This window comes from Ruegeria meonggei, from assembly GCF_042768335.1.
Classification (GTDB): Bacteria; Pseudomonadota; Alphaproteobacteria; order Rhodobacterales; family Rhodobacteraceae; genus Ruegeria; species Ruegeria meonggei.
The window spans coordinates 3,611,241-3,623,458 of sequence record NZ_JAXHBT010000001.1 but is presented as its reverse complement, the minus strand read 5'-3'; the positions used below and the strand labels follow the sequence as shown (position 1 = coordinate 3,623,458).

Here is a 12,218-nt window from a genome sequence, read left to right as displayed (position 1 = left end):
TCCTCCTCTGCGCAAAGCTCCGCCATGGCGATCAATTGACCGCTAAATTGGCATTGCGCTGTGTTATCCTTGTCGACGGCGGTTCCTATCGCAGTAGATTGGAACCGCCGGTGTTTTTATTTGCCCCAGATTTCTGCGTAGGCTTTGCGGTAGGGACTGTCGGGGTCAAACTGGTTGCTGTCGCCCAGTTTGGCCAGACCGTCCTCGTTCACCAACGCGGGCGATGTCACATAGCCCGAGCACGGCTCACCCTGGATGGCACGATTCAGCTCATCCACCAGTTGCCAGCCTTGAAGGTTCAGCGGTTCGGCCACGGTAATGGTCTGATAACTGCCGCCGCGGATACGCTGAAACGCGGCCTCGGATCCATCCCCGGCAGATCCGGCCTGAGGGCCATCATCGGACGAGATACCAGCAGCGGCCAGCGCGGGACCCATGAAGTCGAAATAAAGATCATTGATCGCCAAAGCGTGCGTCCACTGATCGCCATATTTCTGCAACAGGCTCGTGGTCAGGGGACCCATCCGCGCCGAAGTATCGGCAATCGGAGTGTCCACGTATTCCAAAACAGTGCCGCCTGCGGCTTCGATCGTTTCCTTGATGCGGTCCGCCTTATCAATGGCAATCTGATACGTCGAATCCGTGAAAATAACTGCACCGACATTGTCGCCACCATCATCCAACGCCCATTCCGCAGCCACTTCGGACACGGTCATGGCATCGGTCGATACATTGGCAAATATCCCGCCCGGCGCATCGCAGCCGATCTTGGGACCTGAATGCCATGCGACCATTGGAATACCAGCGTTCACAACGCCTTCGAGTGCCGCTTGCTGTTCGACTGCGTCAAAACCGTTGATGATGATCCCGTCCGGCTGCAGGGCCATTGCCTGACCGATAGCGCCTGTGCGGCCCTGAATGGAACCGGCGCCGTCCAGCACGCGAACCTCCCAGCCGATAGTTCCGACGGCCTCTTCGACACCATTGGTGACGCCAAGAATACCGCCGTTTTTCAGATCACCCGCCACGACGACAATCGACTTGCCCTCGGCGGCTGTGGGTCCGCTTGTTGGTCCGTCAAAGGCTGTCTCGGCCATGACCGGCACACCCTGGCCCGTTAGCAGGGCAGCGGCGGATACCGCCATAAAAGTCCGTTTCAGCATAATCTCCTCCCTTATGCTTTTACTTGTTGGCGCCTTTGCGACGCTGAGCGTAACCGGCAATACCGATTGCGATCAGCAACGTGACACCGTTGAACATCGGCTCGACCCAGAAGGATCCACCGAATTGCTGAATGCCCGAGATACCAACAGCCAGGATCGCGACACCCACAACTGTTCCCCAGACATTCACGCGTCCCGGCTTGATGGTGGTGGACCCCAGAAAGGCCCCAACCAAAGCAGGTAACAGGAATTCAAGGCCGACCGAGGCTTGCCCGATCCGCAGTTTCGACGCCAGCAACACCCCTGCGAAAGCGGTGATTAGGCCCGATGACATAAACGCTCCAATGACGAACTTTCGCGTTGGTATACCGTTCAGCTGCGCGGCGCGCTGATTGGCACCGATTGCGTACAGGTAACGGCCAATGGGTGTATATTCCAAGATCAGCCACATCGCGACGGTAATGCCCAACACATAAAACCCGGTGATCGGCAGGCCGAATATAAAGGTGCCGTTGATGGCATAGAAACTGTCCGGCAACGCACCGACCATCTGGCGACCGCCCGTGTGCCACAGAGCCAGCGCGTACAGTACTGTTCCGGTGCCCAGAGTGGCAATAAAGCTGTCGATCTTTGCGACTTCGACAAGCAAACCGTTCAGGAAACCGGTCAACAAGCCCAGTGAAAGAACAATCGCGACTGCAATTGGCCAGGGAATACCGAACGTCGTCTGCAATGAGATCGCCAATATGTGCCACAGCACGATCCCGTACCCAACTGTCAGATCGATCCGACCGGCCGCCATCGGGATCATGGCCCCTAGCGACAGCAGTGCAATGATTGCCTTGTCCGAAATGATTGCTCGCAAATTCAAAAGCGTCGGAAAAGTATTCGGCAACAGGATCGAAAACAGAACGATCAGAAATACGGTCAACAGCACGAGCCCATAAACCGGAAGAAAGCGCAGAATTCGGGTTTTGAGCGAAGCATTTTTCAGCTCAGCCTTTGTGGGTTCCAGTGCGCTGGATTCAAGCGATTGCATTTTGTATTCCCTAACTCGCAACTGCGTTCGACGCCGAGGCTGCCTGTATGAGGTTCTCAGTCGTCAATTCGGTACCTGTCAGTTCCTGCACGATCTGGCCCTGACTGAAGACAATGGCGCGGTGGCAAATGGCGGCAACTTCTTCGAAATCGGTTGAAACTACGATGATGCCCACACCGTCTTCCATTGCCCGGTTCAGCAAAGCATAGATTTCCGCCTTGGCACCGACATCAACGCCCGCAGTCGGATCTTCACAGATCAACAACTTGCGCTTTGTTTCCAACCACCGCCCGATCACCACTTTCTGCTGGTTTCCACCGGAAAGGCTTTCAATTGTCATACTTTGATCATTCGGCGACAACGCTACATCCGCACCGATGCGGGCGGCGCTTTCAGCCTCTGAACGGTGGCTCATGAAAGACAACAGTGTCCGCCCGATGGCCGCAGGATTCAGGAACGTGTTTTCCCGGATCGTCAGCGACATTGCCACAGACTCCTCAGTTCTGTCCCGGGCAACCAGCCCGACACCGGACGCCATGGCCGCTTGCGGCGACGACAAATCCGGTGCCTCGCCGCGCAGGGCGATCTGCCCGTCAAACACTTCGGCGCCGAACAATGCGCGCGAGACATTTTCGTGCCCCGCGCCGCGCAGGCCGACCAGACCCACAATCTCGTTGGATTGCAGCTGGAAACTGACATTATGCGCCGCATCCATGTTCAGATCGGTGACCTGAAGAACGGTCTCTCCTGGCGGGGTATCCGGTTTAATCACCTGCCGGGTTTTCCGCCCGACGATCATGTACACAAGCTCTTCTGGTGTTGTGTGATCAATGCTGCGCAAACCGACCAGCTCCCCATCGCGCAATACGGCTACACGATCTGCAATCTGAAAGATCTCATCCAACCGGTGCGAGACATAAATCATGCCGACGCCCTGCTCCTTCAGCGGACGCAGGGCTTCGAACAAACGCTCAACCTCATCGGCAGGCAGCGAAGCGGTAGGTTCGTCTAAAACCAGGTAATCGCAATCCACAGCCAACGCCCGCGCAATGGCGACAAGCGATTTTTCGGTACGCGAAAGATCCTGAACGCGGGTTGTCGGGTCGAACTCGCAACCGACTTTGTCCAGCGCTTGTTGCGCAAATTCATCTACTGTCGTCCAGTTGATCAGCCCGTTTTTGCGCGAATACCCCAAGGCTAAAGCAATGTTTTCAGCCACTGTCATCCATTCGATCATCCCCAGATCCTGGTGGATAAAGGCAACTGACTGGCGCTCACCAAAACCGCCCGGGCGGTGTTCGTACGATTCGCCATCGATTAGGACCCGACCCTCGTCCGCTTTGTGGATGCCGCCGAGTATCTTGATAAGGGTGGATTTACCCGCGCCGTTTTCACCTAACAAAGCAACGATTTCGCCTCGCTCAATATTCAGGGACACATCGCGCAGGGCATAGGTGCCACCGAAATGCTTCTTTATCCCGTCAAAGAACAGATTGTTTTGTGCAGTGCCGGGCACTGTGGCCTCCTCCCAGATCGCGGTAACCCTGCTGATCCTCAACAACGTATTGAGTTACCCGTAACGTTACGCTAGCATTCTCGCAGGCCACACAGATGTCAATAAAAAAGAGTTACCCGTAACGTAAATGAGCAGCGATCCGGATAAATCTAATAGAAACAACAAAATAAGCTTGGCCGAAGTGGCCAAGGCTGCGGGTGTTTCCAAGATGACCGCCAGCCGAGTCTTACGGGATGGAGGCGGTTTTTCGGAAAAGACGCGGGCCAAGGTCATGGCCGAGGTTGATCGCCTGGGGTATCTGCCGAATCGTTTGGCGACTGTGTTTGCGGGCGACAAAAAGTCTACATTTGTCGGCGTCAGTATCCCGGAATTGGGCAATGAAATCTTTGCTCAGGTGCTTGAAGGCATTGATCGCAAGTTAGGTGCGTTTGGCCACCAGACGGTATTGGGTCTGACCGAGCACGAAATCGACCACGAAGAAAAATGGATTGAAACGGTTCTGTCCTGGCAGCCGGCCGGACTGATTGTCACGGGTCGTTCACACAGCCCGAAGGCTATACAAATGCTGCGCAGCGCAGGCATCCCTTTGGTTGAGATCTGGGACTTCAATTCCAGCCCGCTGGACATGTGCGTTGGCCTGAACCACTTTGACAGCGGCTACAGCATGGGCCGCTATCTTGCAGGGATGGAGTACCGAAAGTTTGGATACGTTGGCACGTCGCACGACGTTGCCAATGCGGCAACGGCTCGACTAAACGGCTTTTCCAAGTCCATCGATGATGCCAATGGTCGTCTGGAAAAGCAACTTCTGCTCAAAGACACCCCCGGATTCTATACTGGGTTTTATGGAACCGAGCAGCTTTTGGCTGCCCACCGAGATATTGAAACCATTTTCTATCAAAACGACAACATGGCCATTGGCGGCCTGCAATACGCGCAAAAGATCGGCCTTCGTGTACCAGAGGATATCGGTATCGCAGGATGGGGAGACCTGCCTATTTCAGCTATTCAGCCATATCGCTTGACTTCCATCGCAGTACCACATCTGAAAATCGGTCAAATCGCTGCAGAAATGGTTTTGGCGCAGATAAATGGAGAGCCCGTGAAATCCGCTAAAGACGTAGGGTTCAGGCTCATTCCCGGCAGCACAGTCAAAAACCCTAGAACCAACGCGTAGCGCTTTTTTCAGTCGTTAGCTTGAGATACATATACGGCCCAAAGCTGCCATTCATCGGGTCAGGCCACGCCGCAACGCAGCTTCATCAAACCGGCCATTCGCTGCGCGGGCGAGATCCGTGCGTTGTGATAGGTAGGCACTGCGGACGAAGGGGGCTTTCGCATTATCTCGGACAACGACGCCAGGCAGCCCTAAAAACAATCAAGGGATCTGTCACGACCGGCCGCCAGAGCGGCGGCGACCTTGACCGGCGCCTTCCGGCACAGCCGCGCGCCAAGCTGAGGTGCCCTTACAGCGGGAACAGATGCGTTCGCCAAAACCTTCGCTCCAGAAAGAGGTTTTGCAGCGCAAGCAGAACCGTTCCTTGGGCGCATCGGCAAGCGCACGCTTTGGCGGGTCCGAGACGATGAATTCCTTCTTCTTTTGCATCAGTTCCTCGCTTTCCATTGACTCAGGCATTCGCTTCTTCCCCTTCATTCAGGTACAAGCGAAGTGGCCTGTTGGCATGGCATCCCTTCATTTTCGGCGTTCTGAATTTCAGAGCTGTCCTGCGAAAAAACTTGCGGGGTATCGTCTTTGGGACTTTGGTCAACGAGATCGATATTCTCCCGCGTTGTCCGCGATCCCGAGTAAAGATGGCGCAATTGGGCCTCGGATACCCCGTCGGCCTGCATCACAAGCTGCACCATTGGGTCTGCCAGCATTTCTTCCAGAAAAACATCAGACAGCTCTCTTCCTGAAAGCTTGTCCTTCGCGCGGGCATTGTCGAGATCAATCAATGAAACGGTTAGGCTCCGGGTTAATCCCGGATGGGAAATGCGTGGATGCAGGTGGACAACAACCGAGGCCTTCCAAGCTTCAGGGTCTTGTTGATCCGGAGGCGAGGCGAGTTCGGTTTCGATTTCATACTCACCGGCGGGGAGCGTTTCTGCGAAACCGGGCACTGTGAATGGCCAGTCGAAAACTGCGATGGTCTTGCTGAATTGGTCATCCATTGCGGTGGTCCTTTCGATTAAGGGCCAGGTAGGCTTCGCCAGCCCGCTCCGGCGCGACTCTCAGGATTTTTCGAGATTGGCTGAACCGGCCTTTGCCGCCCTGATTGTCGGTTTCCTTATTCGACGGTTCAGCAGGACGGCAGACCTAATAACAGGTCATTGAAAGACCTGATCCCAATCGATTTCGGATTTTCCACTGAGACCTCGGTGCGTCGGTCAGACCCGAAAATTCGCACGTAGCCTATCAGTATATGGGGTTTGAAGTGCCGATTTACTACGGCGCGTTGCTAAGCAAATCAGCACATGAGGCTCGGTATCGGACCAAGGAGCGCTATTTGAGAAGTTACAACAACTTCAAATTTAGGAAGGCTTCGCTATCCCCGTTAGTTTTGGCAAGTTTTCCTTGCATAATCGAATTCTCGCGACATCCGGCGCGTTTGTTTCCCCAATAAGAGCGCTGTAGTTCATGCCTATTTTCAATTCGGACCTGACGGGCCCGGTTGGTTTGGCTGAGCCGGTGTGATCGCTTGTTGCGCTGCGATAGATTGTACCTGAGGGAAATTTCAGACAGCTTGCATCGATATCCCGCTTTCTAACATCAAGGGTCGAACAGGTTCCATGGTCACTTTCCAGTTGCAATCTAAGCATCCCACTGACCGTAGCAAACCAGTGTAAATTGATGAGGGCGGCATTAACGCAATCATATTAAGATGCATCAAGGTTCAGTCCTTCAATGCACGCTTTGGCGAGATCGCGGTTCGGGGAATCGGAACCAGGCATGGTCGCCCAACCCGCATCCATCACGGCGTCGCGTCGCTTGTACGACGTGGCAGCCTGGATCGTCGCGAGCTTTGCTAAACGCTGATTATCCGTGCGGGACATGTCGTGGCAAATTGGCACGAGCGCCGCGATCACCTGGTCCCGCGCCATTTCGCTTGCCAACTTGTTCGCGCTTCCGCCGGTCATCCAGCCGCCCCAAGAAAATCCAACGACGCCGACAAACACCGCGCCGAGCAGCGCGCCATACATACCAGGTTTCAGCCATTCAGGATTGGTCATATCAAGTCCTCCAGCGGAGAAAGCGCCGCTTCGCTATGTTGAATTGTTTCACAACGGGCCTAGTCGCAGGCAATGGCGTGCTCCAGATCCTTTTGTGTTGTCATATGCATCGTTGTTTGACCGACATGACTCCCTCGACCCCTGACCATCAGGTAGGTCGCGGTGCGTCGGTAAGCCTCAAAGCTGACGCCTTGCAGCAACTCCTCCTCGAAGAGAATTTCATACGCGCCAGCCGGAAACACGATATCGCTGTTTCCCAACCTGAAGGCATTGGTGAACGTCACCTTTGACCTGATCGAACGCGTGAGCATCCCATACCTCCGTTGAATTGATCGCTGGATTTCCGGTACCGACCATGGTCGGCCGCATCAGTCCAGATGCCCCGTCAAGTCACAGCACTTAGGGCTATATTATTCCCAACTCACGGGCTTTATGCTGATCGAAGTTAGTACCCATCAGGTTCTTTACTGTCAGGATGTGTGCAACAGCCTCACTCCCGGTAATCGGGGCTAGAAGGTGGCGCATCCAGGCGGATGCAAGTCTTTGCGCCTTGCAGCAATCAAGCAATATTGAATGCGGTATCCAACGCGTTGGTCGGTATCTTTGTCCCAACGACTTTTGTTGAGCGCCGCTCCCCCAGTCCGAAAGGAAAAATCATGTCAGTATCAGATGTTCTTCGCCCGGATGGCTCCGACTACGACCCTTTCCTGCTTGCAGAAGTGGGTGAAGACAAAACCGGTGCAACAGTCACGGTTTTGTCAGCCCTTGCGCGTCTCGGGCTCGAGCCTTGGACCGAGGCTCGTGAGCTTACACTTCTGGGCCGAGTTGCAGCGCATGCCCGGCTGAAAGCACATCTTTCAACAGTCAGAGATGTACCCACGCTTGATCATACGAGCGGCAGTGTGGCGACAAAGTTGGTGGCATTGTTACCTAAGCGCGTGTCGCATCGCGTTTCGAAATTGCCTGAGACAATAAAGTATTCCGGCCCCCGGATCCCGATCTATTGGATGCTGATTTCACTCATGGGCGCTCTGATACTTGCGCGGATCTTTTATCTGGCTCAAGCGGGCTAACCTGCGTCAGTACGAATGCGCTCTGAAACCCGTTAGGTAACATGTGTCCGCTGTATATTTGGTTGGCATTTTTTTTGAGTATCTGAGGGGCGCGGGGAACATGGAGCTCCCCAAAAGAGCTGTATGAGTCTCGCGCTTCTTATTCTCGGACCGTCTAGGAAAGGACATTCCAATGAATGATGAAGACCAGAGTCAGGAAAACCACACCGTCAAGCACATGGCCTCCGTCAAGGCCGCCTGGGACAAAGCGCCTGAAGGCCCCAAAAAGGCGACGGCATTGAAACACTATCAGGCCGCTGAAAGTGCCCATGAAGCAGAAAATGATGAAGAGGCTCACAAGGAACTCAAGGAAGCCAGTCGGGCGCTGATGTAACGTCACGCGTTGGAGATGTAAGCAGGATCGTCCAAAACCAGATTGTGGGCCCAATCAGGCCAGAAGCGGCCGCTTCTGATCCAGATACGCTGGATCGAAATCCGCCAGTTTAACCAGACCCTCATAGTTATTGAAAGTCACAAACCCATCCTGAAATGTAACCAACTCGTCCTCCCTGAGTTTGCGCAGGACGCGGTTGACGTGAATGGCGCTCAATCCCAGTGCATCGGCAAGATGGTACTGTGTGAGCGGGCAGGCATAGCCTTTCTTGCTGCCCATCCCCACAAGCGACAGCCTGACTCCAAGTTCCAGTAGGAAATGTGCCATGCGCGCATCCGCATCACGCCGCCCAAGCCCGACAAGATGTTCGACAACCATCGCTTCGTCGCGTGACACGGCCCATAAAATTGCAGTGGCAAGCCGAGGTGTCTCTGCGAAGGCTTGCAAAAGATCACTCACCAGAACCTCGGCGGCTTCGATTTCAACAATCGGCTCAATGCCATGGTCTGACGTGTGCAGCAAAACGCTGCGCAGTCCAAGGAAATCCCCTGGAATCTGGAAATCGACGATTTGGCGTGATCCGTCAGGCTGAATCTTATATGAAACAACCCAGCCTGCGGCGAGGATATAGGCAGCCTGTTCCGATTGTCCCTGATGAACAAGATCTCGGCCAGCCTCAAAGGTTCTCCTCCGCTGGTGCAATTGTGCCAAAACGGCCAGTTCCGCCTCTGCCAAGGCAACAAATGCCGAGAGTTTCTGTGTTAGCGGGCTAGTGTTGGTGTTCATCGTTGGATTTCCCCGAGCCTGCAAAGACTCTACGAAGAATTTGGTATTGAGGCTACTTTCGATCAGTCCAAAATACCAAAACTCATGTGACAATAGAAAAACCATCACCACCTCGCCTGGTCACGACTCCAATGACTTTAAAAGGAATGACCCCAATGTCAGACCACCAAGATCCCGCAGGCATGGCTGCACTCTCGATCTGCGAGGCTCTTCTACTTGCCTTAAACGATCTCAATCTTCTTCAGGAACGTGAGATCGTCGGGGTTTTGCGCGATGCTGCCGTGACTCACGAGTGTGCCAAAGGTTCGGAATTAGAGCTAGAAACCCATTCGGCAGTCGCCAAATTGATCAACGAGATTATTGTCAGCGGTAACTTCTCGCGCCGGTCTTAGATCACGCGGCCGGATACTTGAACGTCCTGTTGTTCGTGTTTCTGCCGACGATGTTCCGCGCTGCAATTGCTGGCACGTGGTTCTTCTACGTGCAGCACCAGTTCGAGGAAACCAGTTGGCAGCGGCAAAATGATTGGAGCATTCAGGATGCGGCGCTTGAAGTCGGTTCACACTTCGCACTGCCCGGAATGCTGAGTTGGAACGCCGGGAAAGTCGGAGTTCACCATGTTCATCATCTGGCCAGCCGTATCCCGTTCTATCGTCTTCCCGAGGTCCCTCGAGGTCATGACGTCCTTGCCAACACCCGGCGCAACACTCTCCGCGATAGCTTGCGCTTCACAAGCCTCGCGCTCTGGGAGGAATCCTAACGCATCGTTATAGTGAGTTATGAATCAATCCGGGTATAGATCAGAAACTTCGGAAACCAAATTGCGAAGCATGCCAAAGCGGCGCTCCAATGGCCTTCGGACACCATGGGCCGGAGTTGCGGCTATTGCCCATGTCTACATCCCTTCCTGACGACGGGAATCCTGCACGCACCGCCTTGGTTGCAATCTTCGTCTTGCGACAATGGAAATTACTTTTTCTTACTCCCTATCTTGACCGGCTTCTGACCCTTTGAGAAATCGGCCGTCGCCACGATTTTTTCCTTTGCTTTCTTTGGTTTTTTAACTTCGCGGTTGCCGCGCCTCTTGTCACCTTTTGACATCTGAGTTCCTTGCAGGTTGGATTCTCTCAATACGTTTGCATGTCACAGACCAACCGACTGCATTGTGGTGGTCCCGTAGTTGGGTCAAAAGACCTGCGTCACGCCCTCAAGGATCCCAAATCTGACGCAGTTCCAGACCTGTAGGGTTTTTGTGCGACCATCGCCTCGGTTGTGATCAGAAGGCTTGCAATCGACGCCGCATCTTCCAGAGCAACCCGGACAACTTTGGTGGGGTCAATGATCCCCGCTTTCAACATGTCGACATAAGTTTCCGTTTGAGCGTCGAACCCGAAGGATGGGTTTTCGCTTTCGATGATCTTTGCCGCGACGACCGATCCGTCCACGCCGGCATTTTCGACAATCTGGCGCAGCGGTGCCTGGATTGATCGCCGGACGATCCTGATGCCGGCATCCTGGTCGGAGTTGGCACCTTTAAGGGTCGCAAGCGCTTTGTCTGAATGGAGCAGCGCAACACCACCGCCTGGAACAACACCTTCCTGAACCGCCGCGCGAGTGGCGTTCAACGCGTCGTCAACCCGGTCTTTGCGTTCCGTTACCTCAATCTCCGTGGCCCCTCCGACCCGGATGATGGCGACCCCGCCTGTCAGTTTAGCAAGACGACCCTGCAGCTTTTCCCGTTCGTAGTCGGACGTCGTATCTTCGATTTGGGAGCGAATCTGGGCGACCCGTGAAGTGATTGCTGATTTGTCGCCCGCGCCATCAATGACAGTCGTATCATCCTTGGAGATGACGACTTTCTTTGCGGCACCGAGCATGTCCAGCGTGACGGTTTCAAGTTTGGTCCCCAAATCGGTCGAGATCACTTGACCGCTTGTCAGGATCGCGAGATCCTCCAGCATCTCCCTGCGGCTATCCCCAAACCCAGGCGCCTTCACGGCGGCAACTTTCAATCCACCACGAAGCTTGTTGACCACAAGCATGGCCAGCGCATCGCCCTCCACGTCCTCGGCAACAACCAGAAGCTGCTTTTCGGCTTCCATGACTGCTTCGAGCAACGGCACCATGTCGGCAAGAGACGACAACTTGCTCTCGTGGAACAGGATAACGCAGTCTTCCAGCTCTACGCTCATCTTGACCACATTTGTTATGAAATATGGGCTAAGGTAACCGCGATCGAAATTCATACCTTCGACCACATCGGTTTCGATCTCCAATCCCTTGCTCTCTTCAACCGTGATTACGCCTTCAGTGCCGACCGCAGCCATCGCATGGGCGATCTGACGACCAATCGCTACATCTCCGTTGGCGGAGATAGCCCCTACCTTCGCAATTTCAGCACTGTCGCCAACCGGTCGGGACAGGTCCTTGATCTTTGCGACGACGACCCGGACGGCTTGTTCAATACCTCGCTTCAGATCCATCGGATTCATGCCAGCGGAAACGGCCTTCATCCCTTCCTTGACGATCGCCTGAGCCAGAACGGTAGCAGTGGTTGTGCCATCGCCAGCCTCTTCGTTGGTGCGGGACGCGACTTCCTTCGCCATCTGGGCTCCCATGTTTTCAAAGTGATCCGGAAGCTCGAATTCTTTGGCAACAGTAACGCCGTCCTTGGTGATACGCGGGGCACCGTAGGATCTGTCCAAAATGACGTTACGACCTTTGGGACCAAGAGTGATCCTGACAGTGTTCGCCAGCATGTTGATCCCTGTTAGCATTCGGTTGCGCGCATCAGCACTGAATTTGACGTCTTTGGCGGACATGTCGGGAACTCCCTGAGACAAGGACTGGGTAATGGTCTGCCGCGTCTAAAAAAAAACAACAGGCCCTTGGTCTTTTCGTCTTCATCGAAAAGGCTAAGTAGAGTGACTGGCATCGAAGCGCTCCTTGTTAAGGTTTGTCGAGCAGAACAGCACTGGCCGAAGGCGTGCTGATCGGGCGAGTTTCATTCGTGCGGGCGCGGTGGCGGTTTCATTTT

Annotated in this window: 15 protein-coding genes; 5 read left to right on the top strand and 10 right to left on the bottom strand. The window is 54.4% G+C overall.

Going from position 1 to position 12,218, the window contains the following annotated elements; all coding sequences use genetic code 11:
• Nucleotides 1-116: 116 nt before the first annotated feature.
• From SJY13_RS17965 to SJY13_RS17955, 3 genes are read right to left on the bottom strand one after another with little or no spacing between them, the layout of a single operon-like run.
• On the bottom strand, nucleotides 117-1,163 hold the full coding sequence (locus tag SJY13_RS17965) for a substrate-binding domain-containing protein (protein ID WP_377192834.1): 1,047 nt from the start codon (nucleotides 1,161-1,163) through the stop codon (nucleotides 117-119).
• A 19-nt stretch (nucleotides 1,164-1,182) separates the two neighbouring features.
• Nucleotides 1,183-2,202: an ABC transporter permease gene (locus SJY13_RS17960; protein ID WP_377192832.1), complete on the bottom strand. Its 1,020-nt coding sequence runs from the start codon at nucleotides 2,200-2,202 to the stop codon at nucleotides 1,183-1,185.
• 10 nt (nucleotides 2,203-2,212) lie between these two features.
• Nucleotides 2,213-3,718 carry a sugar ABC transporter ATP-binding protein gene (locus SJY13_RS17955; protein WP_377192830.1) on the bottom strand — a complete coding sequence of 502 codons (1,506 nt, stop codon included), beginning with the start codon at nucleotides 3,716-3,718 and terminating at the stop codon, nucleotides 2,213-2,215.
• 127 nt (nucleotides 3,719-3,845) lie between these two features.
• Between SJY13_RS17955 and SJY13_RS17950 the strand changes: the two genes are divergently transcribed.
• Nucleotides 3,846-4,895 (top strand): LacI family DNA-binding transcriptional regulator, encoded by a 1,050-nt coding sequence (locus SJY13_RS17950; RefSeq protein ID WP_377192828.1) that lies wholly within the window; start codon nucleotides 3,846-3,848, stop codon nucleotides 4,893-4,895.
• Nucleotides 4,896-5,108: 213 nt separating this feature from the next.
• On the opposite strand, the gene SJY13_RS17945 is transcribed toward SJY13_RS17950, so the two are convergent.
• The 4 genes from SJY13_RS17945 to SJY13_RS17930 form a co-directional block, all read right to left on the bottom strand.
• A complete protein-coding gene (locus SJY13_RS17945; protein ID WP_377192826.1) occupies nucleotides 5,109-5,354 on the bottom strand; it encodes a hypothetical protein in 246 nt (81 codons plus the stop codon).
• Between the two features lie 14 nt (nucleotides 5,355-5,368).
• Nucleotides 5,369-5,890: a hypothetical protein gene (locus tag SJY13_RS17940; RefSeq protein ID WP_377192824.1), complete on the bottom strand. Its 522-nt coding sequence runs from the start codon at nucleotides 5,888-5,890 to the stop codon at nucleotides 5,369-5,371.
• Between the two features lie 705 nt (nucleotides 5,891-6,595).
• Nucleotides 6,596-6,949 carry a hypothetical protein gene (locus SJY13_RS17935; protein WP_176865328.1) on the bottom strand — a complete coding sequence of 118 codons (354 nt, stop codon included), beginning with the start codon at nucleotides 6,947-6,949 and terminating at the stop codon, nucleotides 6,596-6,598.
• A 59-nt stretch (nucleotides 6,950-7,008) separates the two neighbouring features.
• Nucleotides 7,009-7,260 carry a hypothetical protein gene (locus tag SJY13_RS17930; protein ID WP_282121187.1) on the bottom strand — a complete coding sequence of 84 codons (252 nt, stop codon included), beginning with the start codon at nucleotides 7,258-7,260 and terminating at the stop codon, nucleotides 7,009-7,011.
• Nucleotides 7,261-7,518: 258 nt separating this feature from the next.
• Between SJY13_RS17930 and SJY13_RS17925 the strand changes: the two genes are divergently transcribed.
• Nucleotides 7,519-8,022, top strand: a complete 504-nt coding sequence (locus SJY13_RS17925; protein WP_377192822.1) for a hypothetical protein — start codon at nucleotides 7,519-7,521, stop codon at nucleotides 8,020-8,022.
• A gap of 172 nt (nucleotides 8,023-8,194) precedes the next feature.
• A complete protein-coding gene (locus SJY13_RS17920) occupies nucleotides 8,195-8,395 on the top strand; it encodes a hypothetical protein (protein ID WP_113789405.1) in 201 nt (66 codons plus the stop codon).
• A gap of 54 nt (nucleotides 8,396-8,449) precedes the next feature.
• On the opposite strand, the gene SJY13_RS17915 is transcribed toward SJY13_RS17920, so the two are convergent.
• Nucleotides 8,450-9,181, bottom strand: coding sequence for a Crp/Fnr family transcriptional regulator (locus tag SJY13_RS17915; RefSeq protein ID WP_377192820.1), 732 nt, complete (start codon nucleotides 9,179-9,181; stop codon nucleotides 8,450-8,452).
• A gap of 155 nt (nucleotides 9,182-9,336) precedes the next feature.
• On the opposite strand from SJY13_RS17915, the gene SJY13_RS17910 reads away from it, so the two are divergent.
• Together SJY13_RS17910 and SJY13_RS17905 are read left to right on the top strand one after the other, a co-directional pair.
• Entirely contained in the window at nucleotides 9,337-9,573 is a 237-nt protein-coding gene (locus SJY13_RS17910) for a hypothetical protein (RefSeq protein WP_377192818.1), read from the top strand.
• Between the two features lie 17 nt (nucleotides 9,574-9,590).
• Nucleotides 9,591-9,941 carry a fatty acid desaturase gene (locus SJY13_RS17905; RefSeq protein WP_377192816.1) on the top strand — a complete coding sequence of 117 codons (351 nt, stop codon included), beginning with the start codon at nucleotides 9,591-9,593 and terminating at the stop codon, nucleotides 9,939-9,941.
• Nucleotides 9,942-10,150: 209 nt separating this feature from the next.
• Here SJY13_RS17905 and SJY13_RS17900 read toward each other — a convergent pair whose 3' ends face one another.
• On the bottom strand, nucleotides 10,151-10,282 hold the full coding sequence (locus SJY13_RS17900) for a hypothetical protein (RefSeq protein ID WP_268952749.1): 132 nt from the start codon (nucleotides 10,280-10,282) through the stop codon (nucleotides 10,151-10,153).
• Nucleotides 10,283-10,380: 98 nt separating this feature from the next.
• On the bottom strand, nucleotides 10,381-12,003 hold the full coding sequence (gene groL / locus SJY13_RS17895; protein WP_377192814.1) for a chaperonin GroEL: 1,623 nt from the start codon (nucleotides 12,001-12,003) through the stop codon (nucleotides 10,381-10,383).
• Nucleotides 12,004-12,218 lie beyond the last annotated feature (215 nt).